Source organism: Planctomycetota bacterium (genome assembly GCA_018242585.1).
In the GTDB taxonomy this organism is placed as follows: domain Bacteria; phylum Planctomycetota; class Planctomycetia; order Pirellulales; family PNKZ01; genus JAFEBQ01.
Genome location: JAFEBQ010000047.1, coordinates 1 through 24514, shown reverse-complemented (window position 1 = coordinate 24514; position 24514 = coordinate 1). Strand labels below are relative to the sequence as shown.

At 62.8% G+C, this 24514-nt stretch carries 15 protein-coding genes; 6 read left to right on the top strand and 9 right to left on the bottom strand.

Annotated elements, in window-relative coordinates; translation table 11 throughout:
- Positions 1 to 138 precede the first annotated feature (138 nt).
- The 6 genes from ilvE to JSS27_20425 all read right to left on the bottom strand — a co-directional run bounded on the left by ilvE (position 139) and on the right by JSS27_20425 (position 6629).
- Positions 139 to 999 (bottom strand): branched-chain-amino-acid transaminase, encoded by an 861-nt coding sequence (ilvE, locus tag JSS27_20450; GenBank protein MBS0211324.1) that lies wholly within the window; start codon positions 997 to 999, stop codon positions 139 to 141.
- A gap of 114 nt (positions 1000 to 1113) precedes the next feature.
- Positions 1114 to 1911 carry an ABC transporter ATP-binding protein gene (locus JSS27_20445; GenBank protein MBS0211323.1) on the bottom strand — a complete coding sequence of 266 codons (798 nt, stop codon included), beginning with the start codon at positions 1909 to 1911 and terminating at the stop codon, positions 1114 to 1116.
- Positions 1904 to 3454, bottom strand: a complete 1551-nt coding sequence (locus JSS27_20440; GenBank protein MBS0211322.1) for an ABC transporter permease — start codon at positions 3452 to 3454, stop codon at positions 1904 to 1906. The genes JSS27_20445 and JSS27_20440 overlap by 8 nt, the downstream gene beginning before the upstream one ends.
- 93 nt (positions 3455 to 3547) lie before the next feature.
- Positions 3548 to 3922 carry a GxxExxY protein gene (locus JSS27_20435; protein MBS0211321.1) on the bottom strand — a complete coding sequence of 125 codons (375 nt, stop codon included), beginning with the start codon at positions 3920 to 3922 and terminating at the stop codon, positions 3548 to 3550.
- Between the two features lie 79 nt (positions 3923 to 4001).
- Positions 4002 to 5522 carry a lysine--tRNA ligase gene (gene lysS, locus JSS27_20430; GenBank protein MBS0211320.1) on the bottom strand — a complete coding sequence of 507 codons (1521 nt, stop codon included), beginning with the start codon at positions 5520 to 5522 and terminating at the stop codon, positions 4002 to 4004.
- Positions 5523 to 5717: 195 nt separating this feature from the next.
- Positions 5718 to 6629, bottom strand: a complete 912-nt coding sequence (locus tag JSS27_20425) for an aminotransferase class IV (GenBank protein MBS0211319.1) — start codon at positions 6627 to 6629, stop codon at positions 5718 to 5720.
- Between the two features lie 192 nt (positions 6630 to 6821).
- On the opposite strand from JSS27_20425, the gene JSS27_20420 reads away from it, so the two are divergent.
- The 4 genes from JSS27_20420 (at position 6822) to JSS27_20405 (ending at position 12048) form a co-directional block, all read left to right on the top strand.
- The gene (locus tag JSS27_20420) at positions 6822 to 7682 is read left to right on the top strand and encodes a hypothetical protein (protein MBS0211318.1); all 861 of its coding nucleotides are present in this window, start codon (positions 6822 to 6824) and stop codon (positions 7680 to 7682) included.
- A gap of 837 nt (positions 7683 to 8519) precedes the next feature.
- The gene (locus tag JSS27_20415; protein ID MBS0211317.1) at positions 8520 to 10625 is read left to right on the top strand and encodes an elongation factor G; all 2106 of its coding nucleotides are present in this window, start codon (positions 8520 to 8522) and stop codon (positions 10623 to 10625) included.
- A 492-nt stretch (positions 10626 to 11117) separates the two neighbouring features.
- The gene (locus JSS27_20410; protein MBS0211316.1) at positions 11118 to 11285 is read left to right on the top strand and encodes a hypothetical protein; all 168 of its coding nucleotides are present in this window, start codon (positions 11118 to 11120) and stop codon (positions 11283 to 11285) included.
- Between the two features lie 37 nt (positions 11286 to 11322).
- The gene (locus JSS27_20405; GenBank protein ID MBS0211315.1) at positions 11323 to 12048 is read left to right on the top strand and encodes a GNAT family N-acetyltransferase; all 726 of its coding nucleotides are present in this window, start codon (positions 11323 to 11325) and stop codon (positions 12046 to 12048) included.
- A gap of 275 nt (positions 12049 to 12323) precedes the next feature.
- On the opposite strand, the gene JSS27_20400 is transcribed toward JSS27_20405, so the two are convergent.
- The 3 genes from JSS27_20400 to purH all read right to left on the bottom strand — a co-directional run bounded on the left by JSS27_20400 (position 12324) and on the right by purH (position 17302).
- Entirely contained in the window at positions 12324 to 13910 is a 1587-nt protein-coding gene (locus JSS27_20400) for a SpoIIE family protein phosphatase (protein MBS0211314.1), read from the bottom strand.
- Positions 13911 to 14270: 360 nt separating this feature from the next.
- Positions 14271 to 15554, bottom strand: coding sequence for a beta-ketoacyl-[acyl-carrier-protein] synthase family protein (locus tag JSS27_20395; GenBank protein MBS0211313.1), 1284 nt, complete (start codon positions 15552 to 15554; stop codon positions 14271 to 14273).
- A gap of 185 nt (positions 15555 to 15739) precedes the next feature.
- Positions 15740 to 17302: a bifunctional phosphoribosylaminoimidazolecarboxamide formyltransferase/IMP cyclohydrolase gene (purH, locus tag JSS27_20390; GenBank protein ID MBS0211312.1), complete on the bottom strand. Its 1563-nt coding sequence runs from the start codon at positions 17300 to 17302 to the stop codon at positions 15740 to 15742.
- A 471-nt stretch (positions 17303 to 17773) separates the two neighbouring features.
- Here purH and JSS27_20385 point away from each other — a divergent pair, with 471 nt between their 5' ends.
- Both JSS27_20385 and JSS27_20380 read left to right on the top strand, forming a co-directional pair.
- Complete coding sequence (locus JSS27_20385) at positions 17774 to 22996, top strand: DUF1553 domain-containing protein (protein MBS0211311.1); 5223 nt, start codon at positions 17774 to 17776, stop codon at positions 22994 to 22996.
- 72 nt (positions 22997 to 23068) lie between these two features.
- Positions 23069 to 24514, top strand: a 1446-nt coding sequence (locus JSS27_20380) for a DUF1501 domain-containing protein (protein ID MBS0211310.1), incomplete at its 3' end; no start/stop codon positions are given.

The following is a 24514-nucleotide window of genomic DNA, read 5'->3' as shown; positions in this document are numbered from 1 at the left end:
ATCGAATTAGTCGACAAGGCCGTTCCTAGTTGCTAGTGAAGGCAAAGAAGTTGCTGGTTGCTAGTGTGCTGATTGACGTCGGGGATGGTGTCTTCGCCTTTACTAGCAACTAGGAACTAGCAACTAGCAACTTTTAAGTTACTTCCTTCCCACCAGCGTGTGAAACCGCTGAATCAAGTCCCGCGTCACGGGACCTGGTTCGCCGCGGCCGATCGTGCGGTTGTCGAGTTTGACGACTGGGATCACTTCGGCGGCGCTGCCGGTCAGGAAACATTCGTCGGCAATGTAAACATCGTGCTTCGTGAGCGTGATCTCGCGGACGTTCAGCCCGGCCGCCACGCCCAGTTCCATCACGGCATTGCGGGTGATCCCTTCCAGAATTCCCGCATCGATCGGCGGGGTCAGCAGGTCGCGCCCGCGGACCAGGAAGATGTTGTCGCCGGTACACTCGGCCACTTCGCCGCGCGTGTTCAGCATGAGCGCTTCGCTGCAACCAGCTTGCAGCCCTTCGAGCTTGGCCAGAATGTTGTTCAGATAGTTCAGCGACTTGATCCGCGGGCTCAGCGCCGCCGAGTGGTTGCGAACCACGCTGACGGTGACGATGGCCAATCCCTGTTCGTACATTTCCTTGGGATAGAGCGTGATGCTGTCGGTGATGATGATGATTTGCGGGTCGCTGCACTTGTTGGGGTCGAGCCCCAGGCTGCCCGAGCCGCGTGTGACGACCAGCCGGATGTAACCGTCCTGGATGTTGTTGGCCTTGAGGGTGTCGTTGACGGCCTTGCCGAGCGCGGCCGGCTCCATGGGGATCTTCAGCAGGATCGCGCGGGCCGAGTTGTACAGCCGGTGCAGGTGTTCTTCCAGGCGGAAGACGCGGCCGCTGTAGCTGCGCATTCCCTCGAACACGCCGTCGCCATAGAGCAGGCCGTGGTCGTACACGCTAATCTTGGCGTCGGCCTTGTCGTAAAGCTGGCCGTTGATCCATATTTTTAGAGACATGATCCGTACTTGGGTTCCGTTCCTGAGTGGGCGTGCGTCGGAAAATCGACTGCCCAATATACGTGAAATGACACCCGCGCGGGGCAAAAGTTCGCCCGCGTCGCACAGCCAATTCTAGGCGGCGGTTTCGAGCTGGCCTTCGACCAGGCGAACCGTCCGATCGGCCTGGCCGGCAATCGTCAGGTCGTGCGTAACCATCACAATAGTGAGGTTTTGCGACTCGTTCAAGGACCGCAGAATGTCGAGGATTTCTTGCCCCGTCTTGCGATCCAGGTTGCCGGTCGGCTCGTCCGCCAACAGGACATTTGGCTGGGTGACCAACGCCCGGGCGATGGCCGCCCGCTGCATTTCACCGCCGGAAAGTTCGCGCGGCTTGTGGCGTGCGCGATGCCCCAGGCCGACGAGTTCCAGCAGCCGCAACGCCTCGGCACGGTGCTGCCGACGCCGGGACCAATAGCTCAGCACGCCATCGCGAATCATCAGCGGCGACAGAATGTTCTCGAGCGCGGTCAGCTCGGGCAGCAAGTGATAGAACTGAAAGATCATTCCAAAGTTGCCATTCCTCAGGCGGTCGCGCGCCCGCGAGGGCAAGTTGTCGATCCGCTTGTTCTGAAAACGAATCTCGCCGGCGTCCGGGGCGTCGAGCGTGCCGAGCAAGTGCAACAGCGTGCTCTTGCCCGAGCCGCTGCTGCCGATGATCGACAGGAACTCCGACTCGTGAACGTGCAGGTCAACGCCGCGAAGGACCGGAATCTCGGCTTGGCCTTTGCGGTAGCTTTTGCGCAGGGCGGTGGCTTCGAGCACGCGCGGCAGCAGGGTGCGCTTGCCGCGCTGTGGCGCTAGCTTGGTGGCCACTTGCGCACCGACGTGTACATCGGCCGCCGTGGTTGTGGACGAGAGCGAGTTATTCATAGCGCAGCGCCTCGACAGGATGAAGTCCCGCAGCCCGACGGGCCGGCAACACGCTGGCCAGCACGGCGATGCCAATCGCGCCGACGATGATCCAGGTGATGGTGTTCGGGTCGACGATGGTCGGTATCTGATAGAAGTAGTAAATCGACGGATCGAACACCTCGCGCCCGGAAATCAAACTGAGCACGTGGGCGATCTCGTTGATGTTCCAGACGAACAGCAGGCCGAGCACCATTCCCATGCCCGCCCCGACCGCGCCGAGCGACAGTCCGTAGCCGAGGAAGATGCCCATGATGCCCGAGGCCGACGCGCCGAGCGATTTCAAGATGCCGATGTCGCGGGTCTTTTCCACGACGATCATGTAGAAGATCGCCAGGATGCCAAAGCCCGCCACCGCGATGATCATGAACAGCAAGACGTTCAGGATGGCGGTTTCCATCTTCACCGCGGCCAACAGCGCGCCTTGCTTGTCGCGCCAGGTGCTGACGGCAAACAGCTCGGGCGGAAAGTGCTTGCGAATCTTGTCGCGAACCGCGTCGCCGTCGACACCCGGCTTGAGCTTGATCTGGATGCTCGTGGCGTAACGGACTCCGGTGCCCGGATCGACCATGCCGCGCAGCTCTTGCAGCCGCTTGATCGGCACAAAGACGAAGCTGGCGTCGTACTCGCTCATTTTGCATTCGTACAAGTCGACCACGGTAAATGTGCTGTCGACGGCGCGAGGGGGCGTGCCCGAGGTGGGGAAGGTCAGCTTCACATCCTCGCCGGGCATGACCAGGAATCGCTCCTCGCCCAACTCGTCGCGGAAGGTGGCCAGGGCGATGCCTAGGACCAGCCCGGTGTGCTGCTCCTTGGCCATGTCGAAGGTGTGGCCTTGCTCGGCCTGCTTGACGGGATCTTCCTGACGCACGGCGAACGGGTCGGCTTGCGCGTCGGCCACGGGGGCCGGGTTGGCGACAGCCTGCTCGGCCATTTGTCGTTTGCGCTGCTCGTCGGCCCAGCGTTTGTGCTCGGCCACGCGGCGGCGGTGTTTCCAACCGGCCTCGGTCAGCGCCGGGCGTAACTGGCCGGGCGTCTGGTTCTCGACACCGCGGGCGTCGTAGCCAGCGTCGCGGAGCAGAAAGTTCATCGCCTCGCGATTGGCTGGGTGCTGCAAGAACTTGCCAAAGTCGCCGGCCTCGGCTTGGGTCTTTTCGTCCACGCCAACCAATTGCACGGGGCGCGTGATCCAATTGCCGCCGTACGTGAAGCTGAGCATGGCGGGGACGGCCACGGTCGGCGTCATGCCGGCGATTTCGTCGCCCGCGATTTCACGCAGCCGGGCCATGTACCAGTCGGGGTCGGGAAACCCGTCGAGGCCGTGCGACTCGACGACCAGGTCCGAGAGAATCGCGTGGAGCCGGAGCTGCATCTCGTGCGAGAAGCCGGCCATCACGCTGTTGACGACGATCATCGTCGCCACGCCGAGCGTGACGCTGACGATCGAGGCCAGGGCGATCCATCGCGTCCGCAAATACCGCCAACAAATCAGCAGCTTGTACATCGACCCATCCTTGGGTTCAGTAGCTCATTAAATTCCGCCACGGAGGCACTGTGGCACGGAGGCTTACACGGAGTTTTTTGAGGGGAGTTTTATCTAGAGCACTCGTCGCGTGATTCCATCTTTTAGCTTGGCAACTTGGAAATTGATCAACAGTCCTACCTTCAGGCCACTTAGGCGGAGATAGGTCAGTAGTTGTGCCTCATGCACTGGGACGATCTGGTCAACACATTTGATTTCAATGACGACTGCTTCGGCGACGACCAGATCGAGCCGATAACCTTCCTCCAGCGTCAAACCCTTGTAGTCAATATGTAGGGGGACTTGTGTCTCAAAGCTCAGATTCCGCAATGACAATTCGCGGCACAGGCAACGCTCGTAGGCACTTTCCAAGAGCCCAGGCCCAAGCAAGCGGTGAACTTCAATCGCGGCAGCAATGATTTCACCAGTCAGCTCCTCATGGACCAACATCGCCAACCTCTTTGCTCTCTCTTTCCCCCTCAATTCCCTCCGTGCCAACCTCTGTGTCTCAGTGCCTCCGTGGCGAGATCTATTCCGCCTCGTGCCGGAGTAACGGAAACAAGATCACATCCCGGATCGTTTGGGCGTTGGTCAGCAGCATCACCAGCCGGTCGATGCCAATGCCCAGGCCGCCCGCCGGGGGCATGCCATAGCGCAGCGCGCGGATGAAGTCGTGGTCCATCTTGGCCATCGAGTCTTCCTCGCGCTGCCCATCGAGTTGCGTGCGGAACAGCTTGTCCTGCAGGTCCGGGTCATTCAACTCGGTATACGCGTTGGCCAGCTCCATGCCGTGAACGAACAGCTCGAACCGCTCGGCCACGCTGGGGTCGCTGGCCTTGCGCTTGGTCAATGGACAGATGCTGGCCGGATAATCGATCACGAAGATCGGCCCAGCGAGCGCCTCTTCGACCGTGGCTTCGAAGACTTCGCTTTTGACCACGTCGGCGTGTTTGCCGGCCGTGTCGATGCCCAGCTCGATCGCCTTCTTGTGGACCGCGGCCGCGTCGTGCGGGTCGACGCCCGCGTGCTCGGCGAACAAATCGTTGTACGTGCGACGCTGGAACGGGGGCGTAAAGTCGACCGTCTTGCCTTCCCACTGGACCTGCATCGGCTGCCCAGTCGACTTCAGGGCGTTGCAGATGATCTGCTCGGTCAGGTCCATCATCGCCCGATAGTCGCCATAGGCCTGGTACAACTCGAGCATCGTGAACTCGGGATTGTGCCGCGGGCTGATTCCTTCGTTGCGGTACACGCGCCCCAGCTCGTAGACCCGTTCCATGCCGCCGACCATCAGCCGCTTCAGGTGCAGCTCGAGCGCAATGCGCAGGTAAAGCTGCATGTCGAGCGCGTTGTGATGGGTCTTGAACGGTCGCGCCGCGGCGCCGCCAGCAATGGCGTGGAGCGTCGGGCCTTCGATCTCGACGAATCCATTGCCGGCCAAGGTCTGGCGGATCGAATGGATGATCTTGGTGCGATTCAAGAATCGATCGAGCGACCCGTCGGTGTAGATCAGGTCCAAGTAACGCATCCGCTGCCGCAACTCGGGATCGACCAGCCCGTGATGCTTCTCGGGATGCGGCTCGACGCTCTTGGTCAGGAACGTGATCTTGTCGGCAAAGATCGTCAGCTCGCCCGTGTTGGTGCGGCGCAGCTCGCCGTCGACGCCGATCAGGTCTCCCAGGTCCAAGCACTCGACGACGGCCCAGCCTTCGTCGCCGATTTGCGAGCGGCCGATCATCACCTGGACCTTGCCGGTCCAGTCGCGCAGGTCGAGGAAGTGAAGTTTCCCTTTGTTTCGGTGCAGGACAATGCGCCCCGCGGCGCGCACGCGCGGCCCGGTCTGGTCGGCGTGTCGTTGACCTTCGACCAACGGCTGAACGACGATCTCTCCTTCGCGCGCGCGAATGTCGCCGATCCGTTGATGATCGTCGAAGCGCTGCCCCCACGGGTCGACTCCCAGGGCTTCGAGCTTGCGCAGCTTCTCGCGGCGCGACGCTTCGTGGATGCCGGGCGTGGCAGGCGATTTGGGTTCGGACGGCTGTTCGGTCATGGGTCTCAAACGATGGGCAAGGGCGATCAAAGGTGCGTGCTGCGAGCGCAGACAACCGCGCGCCACACTCGAACATTCCGCCGAGCGCCGCCGGTCGCGCACAGTAACTCCAAGGGACGCAACATTCTTGGAAGATTTGCGCGGCTGGTCAACGCCAGTTAAAAGGACGGGCGGCGGGCAGCCCGAGGGTTCGCGCTAACCGCTGAATTGCCGCGCTTGGGCCATGATGTCGACGCCGAGTTGCTTGCTCCACGCGGCCATCAGACGCGCAAATACTGGCCCCGGTTGGCCTTTGCCGATTGGCCGACCGTCGAGGGCCACGACCGGCAGCACACAGAATGGCGTGCTAGTGAGCAGGACTTCATCGGCCCCGGCCAGTTCCGCCGGCGTCAACGTGCGCTCGTGAAACGTCAGGCCAGTCGCGGCGGCCAGCTCCTCGACGACCGCCAGGCTGATACCCGGCAAGATCGTCTTGCGCGGTGGCGAGACGATTTCCTTCGCGCCGAAGACTGCCAGCACGTTGACCGTCGGTGTCTCGCTCACGTTCCCGGCGATGTCTAGCAGCAGGGGCCGACTGCCGGGTTCGCGCTGTTGGGCGTCTTGCTCGGCCAGGTAATAGTGCATCCGGCTGCGGCATTTCAACTCGGCGGGCCAGCATTCAGTTGGAACCTGACGCCAACGGCTGGTGACAAGCCGATCGCCGGTCGCGTATTTGTCGGCCCAGCGGGCAAACGGCAGCGGAAACGTCGTCATGCCAAACGTCGGGCCAATCGATGCGTGACCGGGCTGCTGCGCGTTCAAACCGGGCGTCACGAACCAGGTCATTTGCAGATCGTGACCTGTCGGCAATAGGCGGTGATTCAACTCAGCTAGCTCGGCAGCCTGGGCCAGCCAGCGATCCGCCGCCAGCGGCAACTCGAGCCCCACGATACGCAGCGAGCCGAGCAGCCGCTGCAGGTGTTCCTCGGGCTGGAACAGTCGACCGGCGAACGTGCGCAACTGCTCGCTGACCGTCACGCCGAGGGTGAAGCCCTGGTCTGCCAGCGCAATCGACGCTTGCGAGGCAGGGACAAGCTGGCCATTGATGAATCCGGTGGGTTCCGACATGGTTTCCAGTATGACCCGACGACGCTGTCATTGCACGCGGCCGGCGGGAAGCCGCGTGAAGAACGCCTTGCCACGAACGCGATTCCACGATTTTGCGCGACCGATTGACCTCGGCGCACGCCGCGGAAATCAGCATGATACGCCCCCCAAATTGTTGCCCGGGTTCACAACCTTCCGGTGGAACGAACCGCCATGCTCCGACCGCGCACGTCAGTGCTGCCATTGCTCGGCATCGTAACGGCCCTTGGCTGGGCGATGTGCTGGGCCGGCGCGCTGCAGGCCGACGATGTGCCGTCGCTGTTGATGCGCGCGTATGAGCAAGGGACCGCCGCGACCAACGCCGCGCAAATGACCGACGCCATCGGCGTGACGCGCGAAGCCCTGGAAGGGGAACTCTCGGAGACCGATGCCAAGTACGGCCGGCATTTGCTGGCCTGGCAGTTGACGCGCCGCGGACGCATGGCGCTCGAAGCCGCTGGCGACGCTGACGGGGGCAAACGCCAAGCGGCGCTGAATGATTTCAACGAGGCGATTGCCGCCGATCCGACCTACGTCAACGGCCGGCTGGGCCGGGCTGTCGCACATCAACGATTGGGTCAGTGGGGCGCGGCTTGTGATGATCTGCGCGTGGCGCTGCAACAGGCCCCGGAAGACCCCACCGTGCTGCGGGCCGCGGCCTGGTTGCTGGCGACCGCGCCCGATGAACGATTTCGCGATGAGAAGCTGGCCCTGGCGGCGGCCCAGCGAGCGGTGGAACTTGCCCGAGAACGAGACTTCCGGTCGTTGGACGTGGCGGCCGCTGCCCAGGCGAACGCAGGCAACTACACCGAGGCGGCGCGACTTGGGCATCGGGCCATCCAAATGTCCCGTCAGTCGGCCACCCCTGCCGAACAGGCGGCCATCTCCCGCCGGGTCGAGCGGTATCACCGCCAGTTGCCCTATCGTCAGGCTCCCGTCGCCGGGAGCGAGACCCCAAGCGAGCCATCGACAATCAACGAAGAACCCGAGTCCGCCGTTGCGCAAGACATTGGCAAGAAACAAGTTAAGCGCTAGCAGCAGGCTTCCGATCGAAAGCCCTGGCCGATAGGCCGACGTACCACCCTGCGGCCATGTTCCCCCGGTTCCCCCAAGTTTTTCGCCCGGGCGAGGCGGGGGCCGTGAATTTGGCCTTTGCTAAACGGTAAAACCGACTAGGATTAGCGTTAAGTCTGCCCCGCACGCGCCGCCCAATGATGAAGACGGCCCGCTGTGCGATCATCGCCGCCTGACAGACACCGCCGCCTGACAGACACTGACAATCAGGTCGATTGGCCGGACAGTAAACCTACCCAGACAGTACACGGCTTTCCCAAGCCACGTGCTGGAAGGGAGTTACCGGCTCCGAGTTCGCTGGGCTTTGCCCGCGGGCGTAACACCTGGATTTGTTTGAGTTTCAAGGTGGCGGCTTAGTCGCGTCGACCGGTCGCGGCAGGTGAAGACGACCGGACGGTGATCGGCAGTGAGTGATCGGCAGGCTCGTAATTGGCCGTGACGAATGGTTCCGGGGGGTCGGTGCAAAGGGGGTGCCCCTTGGCTGGCCCGGAATAATTAGTCGGTCCTCAAAGCGTTTGGCTTTGCCATCAAAGTCAGCGGCTGAGGGGACGTCTGGCCCGAGGGTCTTGGTGATGGATCGCCTGGCCTGAACCGGTAGCAGTCCAGCAGGGGGTGGTGTTCGAGCCGCAGCCGCTTGAGGGCTCGCCGCAAGCGAGACTTGGCCAGGCGTGCGATTCGTGCATCGCTAACCGCGGCTGAACCGTTGACCGTCGGTCCCGTAATGCAGCAGTGATCAGACAACCAACTTAATTTCGCTCAATTCATAGTCGCTGGGTTTTGTCGTACGAGGATTTCGCCATGGATCTGTCGCGGTTACGTAACATCGGGATTTCGGCTCACATCGACTCGGGTAAGACCACCTTGAGCGAGCGAATCCTGTTCTACGCGGGTCGCATTCACCGCATTAACGAAGTGAAGGGTGACGGCGACGGCGCGACCATGGACTATATGGACCTGGAACGCGAGCGCGGCATCACGATCACCAGCGCCGCCACCAGCTTGCAATGGACCGACAAGGCCGGCAACCCGCACTTCGTCAATCTGATCGACACCCCGGGCCACGTCGACTTCACGGTCGAGGTCGAACGCAGCTTGCGCGTGTTGGACGGCGCCGTGCTGGTGCTGTGCGCCGTGGGCGGCGTGCAAAGCCAGTCGATGACGGTCGACCGCCAGATGAAGCGTTACCACGTGCCCCGGTTGGCGTTCATCAACAAGATGGACCGTACCGGCGCCAATCACGATCGCGTCGTCAAGCAGTTGCGTGAAAAGCTCGATTGCGACGCCGTGCTCATGCAATGGCCCATCGGCAAGGAAGACAACTTCCTCGGCATGGTCGATCTGATCACGCGCCAGGCGTATTACTTTGACGGCCCCAAGGGTGAAACCGTCCGGGTCGAGGAATGTCCCGCGGACCTGGTCGAAACCGTCAATGAACAACGGCAGCAGATGCTCGAATCGCTGGCCATGTACAGCGACGAGATGATGGAACTGATGCTGGCCGAAGAAGACGTGCCCGAAGAGTTGATCCACTCGGTCATTCGCTCGGCCACGCAAAGCCAGAGCCTGACGCCGGTGTTCCTGGGGACCGCTTACAAGAACAAGGGTGTGCAGCCGCTGCTGGACGCCGTGGTCCGCTACTTGCCTTCGCCGCTGGATCGGCAAGTGAAGGCCAAGAGCCACGAGAATCCGGACGAAGCGTTCGAGTTGTCGCCAGACCCGTCGCGGCCGTTCGTGGGCATGGCGTTCAAGATCGTGGAAGACACCTACGGTCAGTTGACGTTCATGCGCATTTACCAGGGGACCGTCAACAAGGGTGACATGCACTACAACCAACGCACCGGCCAGAAACAGCGCTTCAGCCGCATCGTGCGGATGCACGCCGACAAGCGCGAGGAAATCGACTCGGCCTGCGCCGGCGACATCGTGGCGATCATGGGCATCGACTGCGCCAGCGGCGATACCTTTGCCGCCGAGACCAAGTACTGTGCGCTGGAAAGCATGTTCGTCGCCGAGCCGGTGATCAAGATGGCCATCACCCCGGTGAACCGCGACGGCGCGGATCGCTTGGGCAAGGCCTTGCACCGCTTTACCAAGGAAGACCCGACCTTCCGTGTGAACACCGACGAAGAGACGGCCGAGACGCTGATCGCCGGGATGGGCGAGCTGCACTTGGAAATCTACGTTGAGCGCATTCGCCGCGAATACAAGGTCGAAGTCGAAGTCGGCGCTCCCAAGGTCAGCTACCGCGAGTCGCCGACCAAGGACATCGAGTACGACCACAAGCGCAAGAAGCAGACCGGTGGTTCGGGCCAGTACGGTCACATCAAGGGGAAGCTCGAATGCTTACCGGAAGACTCGGCCGAGCAATTCGTGTTTGAAGACAACATCGTCGGCGGCCGCATTCCGAAGGAATATATTCCCTCGGTCGAAAAGGGCTTCCGCGCGTGCCTGGCCAAGGGTCCCTTGGCCGGCTATCCGCTGGTCGGCCTGAAGGCCGTGCTCGAGGACGGCTCGTACCACGACGTCGACAGCTCGGACATGGCGTTCCAATTGACCGCGCAAGAGTGCTTCCGCGAATACTTCATGAAGATGAAGCCGGCGCTGCTCGAACCGATCATGAAGGTCGAAGTCGAAGTGCCGAACCAGTTCCAAGGTCCGGTCGTCGGCGAATTGAACAGCCGCCGCGGCATGATCGTGTCGACCGACATGCAGGGGAACACCTGCGTGATCATCGCCGAAGTGCCGCTGTCGGAAACATTCGGCTACTCGACCGACTTGCGCAGCCTGACGCAAGGGCAGGGGACGTTCACGATGGAATTCTCGAAGTACCGCCGCATGCCGGCGAGCCTCCAGGAAACGATCGTGGCCGAGAAGAAGAAGGCCCAACTGGTCGGCGCGAAGTAAGCTTCGCGACCAGCGATGCTTGATAATCGTCACACCCAAGCCCAGGGGTTTCACCCCCTGGGCTTTTTCTTGCGCTTAGGGAAGTTGAACCACAAAGACATGAAGGGCGCCGAGGAAGGCAGAGAGAATTCGACCACGACGACACGACGGTCACGACGTCGGAAAAGAGCGGGAAAGTTGCACCACAGAGGCACAGAGGTCACAGAGAAGACCGACGAGATAGCAATCATCGCAAGTAGTTAAGCGGTGGTCCACCGAATCAAAATTGAGTGTCGTCTTTGTATTCTCCGTGTCCTCTGTGGTGAATCCTGCCTTGGCGATCTTTGCGTCTTTGCGGTTCAATTGCCTTTCTTTTTCCGACGTCGTGACCGTCGTGCCGTCGTGGTCGAATGCTCTTGGTCAGGACCGCACGTCGCCGCTTGGTGGCAATCGTCGCTGGTGAGAGGTAAGCTGATTCAGGCAGGAAGGAACCCAGCCAACATGGGTGTGCGAATGATTAACTTCTCTGACGGTCAAATGCTTCGGCTAATGCGCAAGCACTGGGGATCGCGCTTGCAGGGCTTTGCCCTGACATGGATGGTGCTGGTATTTACTGCCGCCGTGTCGATTTATGTGTGGTGGCAGCTTGTGCTGCTCGAACAGTCGCACGGTGGCCATTAGGCGTCATCGACCGACGCAGCCGAACCCTGTTACCGCGATGGAATCTGAACGCAATCACCTGGGACAGGGCGTCGGTTGCTCCTTGCCGAATTGGGCGCCACCTGCGCTGCCGCCACGTCGGCCGATGGTGGGCCAGTGGTGTCGGCTGGAACCGCTTGACCTTGACCGTCATGCGGATGCGTTGTTCGCGGCGGACGCGGCCGATACGGACGGGCGGAGTTGGACCTATCTGGCCTACGGCCCGTTCGGCGATTTGCCGAACTATCGTGTCTGGATGGAAGCAAACTGCCGAGGGGACGACCCGCTGTTCTTTGCGGTTATCCCCACGGCCGACAATCGGCCGGCGGGTCTGGTGAGTTATCTGCGGATTGCGCCGGCCACTGGTTCCATCGAAGTGGGGCATCTCCACTACTCGCCGCAGCTCCAGCGGAGCCCTGCCGCGACCGAAGCCATGTACCTGATGATGCGATGGGCGTTCGAGGCCGGCTACCGACGCTACGAATGGAAATGCGACGCGCTGAACGCGGCGTCGCGGGCCGCGGCGCAGCGGCTGGGCCTGTCGTTCGAGGGAATCTTCCGACAAGCGACGGTTTACAAGGGGCGCAACCGCGATACTGCCTGGTACGCGACAATCGACGCCGAGTGGCCGGCGCTGCGCGACGCCTTCGAGAAATGGCTCGATCCCAGCAACTTCGACGAGCAAGGCCAGCAGCGAAGCCGCTTGTCGGACTTAACCCGGCCCATTCTCAAACAACTCGGCTGAAATCGCTGCAGAAAAGAAGAATAATGAGCAATCGACCACGACGACACGACGGTCACGACGTCGGAAAAGAGCAAGGCAATTGAACCGCAAAGACGCAAAGGACGCGGAGAGGCGCGGAGATAGAATTGATCTGATCCGAAGTCTTTCTCTGCGAAACTCTGCGCCCTCAGCGATTCAACTGTCCCTTGTATTCTTTGCGATCTTTGCGTCTTTGCGGTTCAATTCTCTCCCGCATTTCCTACGTCGCGCCGTTGTTTCGTCGTGGTCGGTCTTAATCAATCACGCTTCAGCACTAGCACCGTGCAGTCGTCGGCCGCCGGGCCGTCGCAGAATGCTTCCAATCGATCGCGGACCAGGGCTACTAACTTCTCGGCCGGCAGTTCCAGCTTGCCGCCGAGCGCCTCGGCCACGCCTTTCATCGTCCAAGGCGTGCCGGCCGGATTCGTCGCGTCGCAGACGCCATCGCTAACCGCGACCAGCACTTGCCCCGGCGTCATCATGAACTCGCGCGGCAAGTACGACGCGGTCGGGTCGATCCCCAGCGCCAGGCACGGCGCGGTCAAGCGCTCGAAACCGTCGGGCCCTAGCAGCGCCGAGCCGATCTGCCCCGCGGCCGAAAAGTCGCACTGGCCGCTGGTCGGTTCGATGGCGGCACAGAACAAGCTGGCGTATTGATCGCCAGACGAGTGACGCCACAGCGACTGGTTGATGCGCCGCATCAGTTCCGCCGGTTCGAGGTCTTCGCTGCCAAACGCCCGCAACGTCGCTCGCAGTGCCGCGCTGGCCAAGGCCGCGTCAAAGCCCCCGTCGAGCGCATCGGCCACGGCCACACACAGCCGATCGTCCCCCCGCAGCCACCAGTCATGGAAATCGCCCCCCAGCGCCGCGGCCTGCCCGGTCCAAGCGGCGAGGTCCCACCCTTCGACGCGCGGCGTCATTCGCGGCAGGCTGTCCTGCTGCCGGGTGCTGGCGGCGTTGATCTGGCGCGAGGAGACCGACTGTTCCTTGCCGGCCACCAGCAACATTTCGCGTTCGAGATCGGCGGCCAGGCGGCCGGCCACGACCTCGGCGATGTTGACTTCGGCGTCGCTGAAGCCGCGCGTGGCGTCGCAGTACAGCCACAACGTCCCCAGCGGCGTCGTGGCCGACGAGACCGGCACGCAAATCGCCGCGCCGCACTTCTCGGGGGGGCACCAATGCTCGACCGCTTGCTGGTTTTCCAGCACCACGGCATGGCCGCACAGCGCTTCGAGGTCGGCCGTGGCGTCGGCCAGGGTGCGGGCCTGCTTCGCCAGCCGCGAGTAGGGCAGGTTCCACACCGAGCGCAGGTCCAACTGCGCGGTCTGCTCGTCGAGCAGGTAGAGCGCGGCCGAGGTGCAGCCAACAGCCTGCGCGCCCCCGCGCAGGACCGCTTCCAGTCGATCGGCCAGGTGCGCTTCGTCGCTGGGGCGCGCCACCAGCGGCACACCGGCGGCCAATTCGGCTCGCGAGCGGCGCAGCTCGCGCTGGGTACACAGCAGCTCGTTCGTCAAGCGCGCGACCGTCGTGGCCAGCGCGCTGGCCACGTCCAGATCGACCAGCGGCTCGGCCCCTTCGACGTAGCTGCTCTCGTCGGGGGACGAGTCGGGAATGCCCAGCGTGAAGTGCCCGAGCGCAATCGCGCCGTCCGGCTCGCCCATGCCGCGCGGAACCTGGCGGCGCGCGTTCGGCGCATCGCCCGGGGCATAGTTCAATGACCAGCCGGTGGCCCGTTCAAAGGCCCGGCAAAAGTCATGCAGCGCCACGGGCACATCGTCGCTCGACAACGGCGCGGCAGGCTGTTCACGATAGAGGCGCAAATGATCCGGCTCGCGTCGCGACACGAACGACTCCCCGAGGCAGTGGTGACGTATTTCGTCCTGCCCGAACTGTGGCGTGGCGTGGTGCGCGACAAAGCGTCTGCTGGGGTTAATAGGGCCCAGCCGCTGGCGCAGCGACGACCGTGCTAAGTTCGGCGGGGATTAAATCCGTTCCCCACGCTCTCGAAGCGGGCGCTGCTGCTCGTCCTACCACGACGACCGACAGCGCACTTCAAGCATCCGTGACCGATTGGTGAGAAGATCGGCGCAAGCGCTTGGAAAAGTTCAACGGTTCAGGAAAGGAGACCCGTGGCGCAGTCTTTGCCCACCGTAACGGTCAGGCAAACTTGGGTCGTAACCGCCAATGGCCAAAGAGATTGGGCGCTAGGCGACGCGGTAAATGCGCGGGCCTTCGGCGGGCTCGGTATCGGAAAGGGCGGCGATGTCGGGCCAGCGGCGCATGGCCACGGCGGCCAGATGACCACCGAACGCCACCGACATTTTCAGCGCCACTTCCACCTGGCGGCGACGACCGAACAGCGGCACGCAATCGAGATCGCATTCCGGGTCTGGGTCGGTGAGGTTGATCGTCGGCGGCACGAACCCGTCGCGCAGCGCCAACGTCGACAACGCCAACTCGACGCTGCCGGCCGCATTGACCAGATGGCCGAGCATCGACTTGTTCGAGCTGAGGCACGCAGACTCGGCGGCTCGCGTGCCCAGCGCGCGACGAATGGCGCGAATCTCGGCCACGTCGTTCTGTTGGGTGCCGGTGCCGTGGGCGTTGATGTATTGCACGTCGCTCGGCGACAAATCGGCGCGCTCGATCGTGGTGCGGATCAGTCGGGCCAGCGAGTCACTGTCGGCTTCGACGCCGGTGACGTGGAACGCGTCGGCCAGCATCGTGCCCGAGAGCAACTCGGCGTAAATCTTCGCGCCGCGCGCCAGGGCGTGGTCCAGCCGCTCAAGGACGAACATCGCCGCCCCTTCGCCCATCACGAAGCCGCTGCGATGTCGGTCAAAGGGCCGGGCAGCCTGGATCGGATCCGTATGTTCGGCCAGCACGCGCATGGCGCGAAAGCCGGCGGCAAACAGCGGATGAAACGCTTCGGCGCTGCCGGCCAGGGCCAGGTCGCACTGATCGTCCTCCAAGGCGCGCATGGCCGAGACAACTTCGATCAGCCCGCTGGCGCAGGCGGTCGAGTGGCAGATGCGTGGGCCATAGAGTCCGAACCGGTTCGCCACCTCGGAGCAGGCGGTGTTGGGCAGCCATTGCTGCCACCAAGGAACCGCGCGGGGGTCGGTTTGCGGATTGATTTGCAGCTTTTCATTGACCCAGCCGGTGTCACCCATGTGCCCACTGATGGCGCAACCGAACCGGTCGCGATTGACCGCGTCCCAATTCAGATCGGCGTCGAACAAGGCTTCGTTCGCCGCGTGTTGCGCCAGAGCAATCGGCTTGAGCTGGGCGGGACGTTCGGTTTCGATGTCGACAGGAGCGCCGATCAACATGCCATCGGGAATGCTCGGCAGCCCGGCCAGCCAGCGCACGCCGCTGCGCCCTTCACGGATCGCTTTCCAAACGCTTTCGCGCGATCGGCCGACCGAGGCGATCAGTCCGATGCCGGTGATGACCACCGAGTTGCGTTGGCTGGCAGCGACTTGCACTGGGAAGCTCGTTGTGTGATCCGCGAAACATTACGCTCGGCGTGCGCACTGTTGTGTGCGCGGCGTGAGCCGATGGGGATGTGTGAGGAATCTAGCCCGATTTGCCAGCTTTCTCAATACCGCCTTAATGAGGGATTCCAGACGGCGAGGGATTGCTAGCAGGCTTTAGTAAATAGTCGCTTTAATCAATGCTTGAAGTGGCGGCAGCCGGTGAAGATCATCGTCAGCCCCAGTTCGTTGCAGGCCGCGATCACGTCGTTGTCGCTCTTGGATCCGCCGGGCTGAATGATCGCCTTCACACCAGCCTGGGCCGCCAAGGGAATCGAATCGGCGAACGGAAAGAACGCATCCGACGCCAGGATGGCCCCCGCGGCACGTTCGCCCGCCTTTTCCAGGGCAATCTTCACGCTATCGACACGACTCATCTGGCCCGCGCCCACGCCGGCCAGGGCCCGATCGCGGCTGACCACGATGGCGTTCGATTTCACATGCCGGACCAGCTCCCAGCCGAACCGCAGCTCGCGCAACTGTGCGTCATCAGGTGCCCGCGAGGTGACGACTTTCCAGCCATTGGTGTCGTCGGCAAGATTGTCGGCCGACTGAACCAACAGCCCGCCCACCACGCGGCGGAAGTCCCAGCATGGCGCGGCGGGCGATAGTTTGCCGACGGCGATCAAGCGGACGTTGGCCTTCCACTTGGGCTTGGTGGTCAGCAGTTCCAGCGCCGCGGGCTCGAACGAGGGGGCAACAATCGCCTCGATGAACTGCCCGGGAACCGACAGCTCCTCGGCCGTGGCCACGTCGACCGGCCGGTTGATGCCCAGGACCGAGCCAAACGCGCTCACCGGATCGCCGTCGAGCGCGCGGCGCGCCGCATCGGCCAAGCGCTCGGCTTCGGCCGCGCCGCACGGATTGTTGTGTTTGATGACCGACACCGCCGGACCAGGCAAGGCGCGCACAATCGCCAGCGCGCTGTCCAGGTCCAACAGGTTGTTGTAGGACAGCTCCTTGCCGTTCAGCTTTTGGGCGTTGACCAGCGTGTCGCTGGCCGCGGTCGGCTCGGCATACAAGGCCGCCTGCTGGTGCGGGTTCTCGCCATAACGAAGCGTGTCGCGGCGTTCAAACGACAAGCTGAGTTGTTGCGGGAATGCCTCGCCCGAGCTGCGCGCGAACCATCCGGCGATCATGCCGTCGTACTTGGCGGTGTTGGCGAACGCGACGGCGGCGAATTGACGACGCAACTCGTACGTCGTCGCGCCGGTCGAATCGACCGCGTCGGCCACGGCGCTGTATTGGCCTGGCTCGGTGACCACGGTGATGAAGGCGTGATTCTTGGCCGCGGCCCGAATCAGCGATGGGCCGCCGATGTCGATGTTCTCGATGCACTCGGCGTCAGTCACGCCCGGCTTGGCCACCGTGGCCGCGAAGGGATACAAGTTGACGACCAGCAACTCGAACCCGCGGATGCCGTGCTCGCGCATGGCGGCCAGGTCTTCGGGGTTGTCACGCCGGGCCAGAATGCCGCCATGAATCTTGGGATGCAGTGTTTTGATTCGACCGTCCATCATCTCGGGAAAGCCGGTGTAGGCGGCCACGTCGTAGACGGTCAGGCCCAGCGATTCGAGGAACTTGCGCGTGCCGCCGGTGCTGTACAACTCGACGCCGCGGGCGGCCAGCCGGCGCGCCAGGGTGTCGAGGCCGGTCTTGTCGCTGACGCTGATCAGCGCCCGTTCGATGTTGGGGTCCATACCTTGCGTTGCTTTCCGGGTGAGATTTGCCGAATAGGCCGTTCCCCTATCGACCGTCGAGTGGGTCGTTTCGGGGGCCAGACGCGGGGCGAAGAGCCCCTTGTTTACGGGCTGAGCTAGCGGTGGTCAACCGCCCGAAAAACTGGGCAAATTGGCGTGCCCGGCTGGGGGGTTGGACCCTGTCGACAGGGGGCGAAAATTTGTTGACAGTTCGGCCTGCGCCCGACATACTGAAAAAGTTAGCCCCACCTGGTTTTGACGGACAGTTTTTTATCTTGTTGTCCGCCCGCTGAACGACGGCGTTCGGCTACTGCTGGTCCCCTTCGGGCAAGCAGACCGGCAGTGATTGACCGCCTTAGACGGGTAGTCGAATCATTTAAGCCCATTCACTCTCTGGCTCCTTGATCGAGCCATGACTCTCGCCTGTTCTTGGTGATACACATGAAGTTGGTTGTTCGTTTTCGTATGGCGATGGTCCTGTTGGGTTTGTTGGTCTCAGGCGCGGCAATCGCCGCGCCGCCGGCCGATGTGAAGCCCGCCGAAGCGGCGAAGCCTGCGGCGGCTGCACCCAAGCCCGCGGCGGTGGCCGCGATCGATGCCAAGCCCGCCGCGCCCGTGCCAGCCAAGCTTGCCGCGGCGCCCAAGGAAGCCAAGCCTGTGGCTCAGGTCAGCTTTTACAAGCAGATTCGTCCCATCTTTCAGGCCAACTGCCAGGGCTGTCATCAGCCGGCCAAGGCCAACGGCCAATACTCGATGACCGAGTTCGTACGGTTGCTGGCCGGCGGCGAGTCGGGCAGCAAAGCCGTCGTGCCAGGCAAGCCGGCTGAGAGCTACTTGCTTGAGCAAATCACTCCGGTCAATGGCAAGGCCGACATGCCGAAAGAAAAGCCGGCCTTGACCATGAAGGATGTCGAGTTGATCCGCACGTGGATCATGCAAGGGGCCAAGGACGACTCGGCCGCGTATGCCGGCCCCGCGATTGACGCGCGGCACCCGCCGGTGTATCGCCGGCCGCCGGTGATCACCTCGATTGACTATGCGCCGGATGGCAAGACGATTGCCGTCGCCGGCTATCACGAAGTGCTGCTGGTCGATGTCGAGCAAGGCAAGTCGGTGGCCCGTCTAGTTGGCGACGCTACGCGCATCGAGTCGGTTCGCTTCTCGCCCGATGGCAAGCGGCTGGCCGTGGCCGGTGGTCGTCCCTCGCAGCGCGGCGAGATTCAGGTTTGGGACGTGGCGGCCCGTAAGCAAACCCTCTCGGTCCCGGTGACCTACAACACGGTGTATGGTTGCAGTTGGTCGCCGGACGGCAAGCTGATTGGCTTTGGCTGTGGCGACATCGACGACAACTCGGTTCGCGCCATCGAGGCCGACACCGGCAAGCAAGTGCTGTTCCAGGGGGCTCACAACGATTGGGTCCGCGACACGACCTTCTCGGCCGATGGCTCGCACCTGGTCTCGGTGGCCCGCGACATGACGGTCAAGCTAACCGAAGTGGCCACGCAGCGGTTCATCGACAATGTCACGTCGATCACGCCGGGCGCGCTCAAGGGTGGCATCCAGGCCGTGGCCCGGCATCCGAAGCTCGACCACCTGGTGGTGGGCGGGGCCGACGGCCTGCCCAAGGTCTATCGCATTTTCCGCGAAGCCAAGCGCGTGATTGGCGACGACGCGAACCTGGTGTTTGAATTGTTTCCCATGCCAGGTCGCGTGTTTGCCACGCGGTTCAGCTTGGACGGCAAGCAGATCGCCTGCGGCAGCACGCTGAACGGCGCCGGCGAAGTGACCGTTTGCACGTACAACTTTACCGAAGACGTGCCGGCGCCGATCAAGGCCATCATGGCCAAGGTTCCCGGCACGCGCAGCGAAGGGGACCGCAAGGCCCTCAATGACTTCCGCAATCAGGGCGTGAAGCTCTTGGCCCGTGTGGCGGTCCCCGAGATGCCGGTCTACGCGCTGGCATTCGATCCGGCGGGCAAGATGGTAGCCGTGGCCGGCAACGACGGCTTGGTGCGACTGATCGACGTGGCCAGCGCCAAGGTAGTGCGCGAGCTGCGCGCCGTGCCGCTGAGCCCTGAATTGGAATCGGCCGAGAAGAAGAAGGTCGAGCCGCTGGTGCGCGCGGTCGATGTGATCTCGACGGAGCAATTGCCCAAGAAGCTGGCGATTGCCACGCTCGACGTGCAGCCCAAGGCGATCGTGCTGAACGACCGGTTCGATTACGCCCAATTGCTCGTGACGGGGCGCACTGCCTCGGGCGAGTCGCTCGATGTGACGCGAATGGTGAAGCTGGAACTGACCAGCCCCGTGCTCGAAATGGCCGCCACCGGACTCGTCTGGCCCAAGAACAACGGCGAGGCCGAGCTGCGCGTGACCTTGGGAAGTCAGTCGGCGAAGGTTCCAGTCAAGGTCACCGGCTTCTCGGCCGATACGCCGGTCGACTATCTGCATGACGTGACGCCGGTCTTGTCCAAGCTGGGCTGCAACCAAGGGACATGCCACGGGGCGGCCCCAGGGAAGAACGGCTTCAAGTTGAGCCTGCGCGGCTATGACCCGATCTTTGATGTCCGTGCTTTGACCGACGACCTGGCCTGCCGCCGGGTGAATCAGGTCGCGCCGGATGAAAGCCTGATGCTGCTCAAGGCTTCGGCCAACGTGCCGCACGTCGGTGGGCAGTTGACCAAGCCGGGCGATGCTTACTACGAAATCCTACGGACCTGGATCCTGGGCGGCTCGAAGCTGAACAGCACGTCGTCGCGGGTGGTGAAGATCGAAGTCCAGCCGATGAACCCGGTGGTGCAATACATCGGCGACCGGCAACAGGTCCGCGTCCTGGCCACCTATGCCGACGGCCGTTCGCGCGACGTCACGCAAGAGGCGTTCGTCGATAGCGGCAACACCGAGGTCGCCACGGCTTCGCGATATGGGTTGATGACCGCCGTTCGCCGTGGCGAAGCGCCGATTCTGGTTCGCTACGAGGGTTCGTACGCCGCCACCACGCTGACGGTCATGGGAGATCGCTCGGGCTTTGCCTGGCAGGCGCCGCCGGCCTGGGGCAAGGCCGACGAGTTGGTGGCCAACAAGTGGCTGCGGATGAAAATTCTGCCGTCGGAACTTTCGGGCGATGCCGAATTCGTCCGCCGCGTTTACCTGGACCTGACCGGCTTGCCACCAACCGCCGAGGAAGTGACGAAGTTCTTGGCCGACCCGGCCGAGACGCGGCAGAAGCGCGAAGCGCTGATCGATAAGTTGGTGGGTAGCCCAGAGTATGTCGAGTATTGGACCAACAAGTGGGCCGACCTGTTGCAGGTGAATCGCAAGTTTCTTGGTCCCGAGGGGGCGATGGCCTTCCGCGGCTGGATTCGCGAGCAAGTCAAAGCCAATACGCCGTATGACAAGTTCGTGGGTGAAATCCTGACGGCAAGTGGCTCGAACAAAGAACATCCCGCCGCGTCGTATTACAAGATTCTGCGCGAGCCGGCGCTGACGATGGAGAACACCACGCACCTGTTCCTGGCCGTGCGGTTCAACTGCAATAAGTGCCACGACCATCCGTTCGAGCGTTGGACCCAGGACCAGTACTTCCAGACCGCGGCTTACTTTGCCCAGGTCGGCTTGAAGAACGATCCGGCCAGCGGTGACAAGCGGATTGGCGGCACGGCCGTCGAAGGGGCCAAGGCGCTGTACGAGATCGTCTACGACTCGAAGTCGGGGGACATCAAACACGATCGGACGGGCCAGATCGCCGCGCCGCAGTTTCCCTACCCGGCCAAGTACCAGGCCAAGAAAGACGCCACGCGACGTGAGCAGTTGGCGGCCTGGGTCACGACGGCCGACAACCAATATTTTGCCCGCAGTTATGTGAATCGACTGTGGGGGTATCTGTTCGGCATTGGCATCATGGAGCCGATCGACGACCTGCGGGCGGGCAATCCGCCCAGCAATCCCGAGTTGCTCGATTACCTGACGCAAGAGTTCATCAAGTCGAACTTCAATATCCAGCACGTGGTGAAGCTGATCGTCAAGTCGCGTACTTATCAACTTTCGTACGTGTCGAATCGTTGGAACGAGGACGACCGGACGAACTACTCGCACGCTTTGGCGCGGCGCTTGCCGGCCGAGACGTTGTACGACGCGGTTTGTGCCACGACCGGCGCGGTCAGCAAGTTCCCCGGCGTGAAGCCCGGCACCCGCGCGGCCGAACTGCCCGACTCGGGCGTCGAGTTGCCGAGCGGCTTTCTGGCCACGTTTGGGCGTCCGCCACGTGAAAGCGCGTGCGAGTGCGAGCGTTCGAGCGGCCTGCAACTGGGGCCGGTGATGGCGCTGATCTCGGGTCCGGCGATTGCCGACGCGATTGCCGATCCGGCCAACGAGTTGGCCAAGCTGACGGCGGCCGAGAAGGACGATCGCAAGTTGGTCAATGATGTGTTCATGCGAATCCTAAACCGTCCGGCGACCGAGCGCGAAGTCGAGGCCAGCTTGCGCACGTTCCGCACCATCGAAGCCGACCATGCCAAGTTGGCCCAGGCGCTGGCCGAGCGCGAGGCCTACGTCGCGCCGATTCGCGAGCAACAGGAAAAGGATCGCCTCGAAGCGATTGCCAAGGCTGAAAAGGCCGTCGCCGATCGCACGAAGGAAATCGCTCCAGCCGTCGCCGCGGCCGAGAAGGCCAAGGCCGAGAACACCGCCAAGCTCGAAGCTGATTTGAAGACCTACGAGACGACGACGATTTCGGCGCGACAGACCGCTTGGGAAGCCAAGCAGACGGCCGCTGTCGAATGGATCACGGTTCGACCGGCGGCGATCAAGATCGCCTCCGCGGCGAACACCCCGGCGGGAACCGCCAAGGTGCAGGCCGACCGCTCGATCGTGGTCGACACCAAGCCCGAGTTCCGCGGCAGCTACGTGGTCGAAATCAGCACCCACCTGCGCAACATCACGGGCATTCGGCTCGAGGCGCTGGCCGACACCAGCATTCCGAGCGGCGGCCCCGGACGCGCCGGCGGCAACTTCGTGTTGACCGAGTTCGTGGTCAATTCTTCGCCGCTGGCCGATCCCAAGGGAGTGGTGAAGAAGATCGAGTTCAGCAGGGCCGAGGCTGATTTCAGCCAGGATAACTTCCCCATCACCAAGGCGATCGACGGGAACCCGAATGGTTCGCAAGGCTGGGCCATCTCGCCCGCCCAAGGAAGCAGCCATTGGAGCGTGTTCCAGATCAAAGAGCCGATAGCCAACGAAGGTGGCACGAAACTGCAAGTTCGCATGACGTTCAACTTCACCCAGCCGAGCTTCGCGCTGGGCAAGTTCCGTTTGAGCGTGTGCGTGGCGCCGGGAACATTGCCCTTGGGCTTGTCCGAAGAGTTGCAAGCGGCCCTGGCCGTCACGGCCAAGGAGCGTGACAAGGCCACGACCGACCTGGTGGCCAAGTACTATCGCTCGGTCGACAAGGAACTGCGTCAGAAGCAAGTTGCTGCGGCCGAAAGTCGCAAACCGCTGCCGATCGATGCGCAGTTGAAAGAGTTGCAAGAAACGCTGGAACTGGTCGGCAAGCCGATCCCGCTCGATTCGCGATTGGCGCAGTTGCGGGAAGACGTGAAGATGAGCCAGCAGTTGATCGGCAACGCCCGGCTGACGGGCGTGCAAGATTTGGCCTGGGCCTTGATCAACAGTCCCGCGTTTCTGTTCAACCACTAACGCGATTTCGATTCATCGTTTGAAACAACCCTTAAGTGCTTTGCTTTTGCTCAATTGAAGGAGCGTTCCGCCATGCTGATTATTCCTGGACAGCGCGGTAAAGATTTGTGCGACCGCCATCTGCAAGCCTCGCGACGCGATTTGCTGCGGGTGGGCGGCTCGGGCATGTTGGGGCTGAGCCTGGGCTCGATGTTCCAGCTGCAATCGGCCACCGCGGCCGCGCGCAGCGAAGCCGACGCCGGCCAGGGTGGCGGCCCCGGTTGGGGCAAGGCCAAGAGCATCATCATGGTCTACCTGCAAGGCGGACCCAGCCACTTGGACCTGTGGGATCCGAAGGACAATGTTCCCGACAATGTGAAGAGCGGGTTCAAGGCGATTCCGACCAAGCTGTCGGGGGTACACTTCACCGAGATTCTGCCCAAGCTGGCCCAGGTGAACGACAAGTTCACGATGATCCGCTCGATGAGCTACACGCCGAACGGGTTGTTCAATCACACGGCCGCCATCTATCAGATGATGACCGGTTATACGACCGACAAGGTCAGCCCGTCGGGCCAGCTCGAGCCGCCGACGCCGAAGGACTTCCCGAACTTCGGTTCCCAGATCGTCCGCCTGCGCCCGATCGACGAACCGATGCTGCCGTTCGTGATGTTGCCCCGCCCGCTGCAAGAGAGCAACGTGGTGGGCAAGGGTGGCACGGCCGGCTTCCTGGGCCGCGCGTACGACCCGTACACGCTCTATCCGGACGGCGACGATCTGGATATGGCCAAGATGAACAAGATCAAGATCGACGACCTGAAGCTGCGGCCCGAGGTCTTTGCCTCGCGGCTGGAGCGCCGGGCGCACCTGCGCGAAATCATCGATGCCGGCATGCCGGACATCGAGAAAGCGGTCAGCGATTACAAGTTGAACTCGTACTACGACCGGGCGCTGCAGTTGGTTCTGTCGGGCCGCGCTCGCGAGGCGTTCAACCTGGAAGCCGAGTTGCCGGCCACGCGGGCCATGTACGGCCGCAACACGTTCGGCCAGAGCTTGCTGCTGGCCCGCCGGCTGGTCGAAGCGGGCACGCGCGTGGTCGAAGTCATTTGGCCCAAGGTGGCCAACTCGGACAACCACTCGTGGGATCACCACGTTGGTTTGACCCAGCGGATGAAGAACCAGTCGGGTCCGATGCTCGATGGCGGCCTGAGCGGCTTGATCACCGACCTGGACGAGCGCGGCATGCTGGACGACACGTTGGTCGTGGCCGTGGGTGAATTCGGCCGCAGCCCGCAGCGCGGCGTCAGCACCTCGGGCAACAGCAATAGCTCGGACGGTCGCGATCACTGGCCGTATTGCTACACCGCGGTCGTGGCCGGCGCCGGGACCAAGCGCGGCTACGTGCATGGCCAGAGCGACAAGACGGCGTCGGCGCCGGTCGAGGATCGCGTCCATCCGGGCGAGTTGCTGGCGACGATTTACCACGCCTTTGGCATCGACCCGCACACGATTGTTTACAACCACCTGAACCAGCCGCGC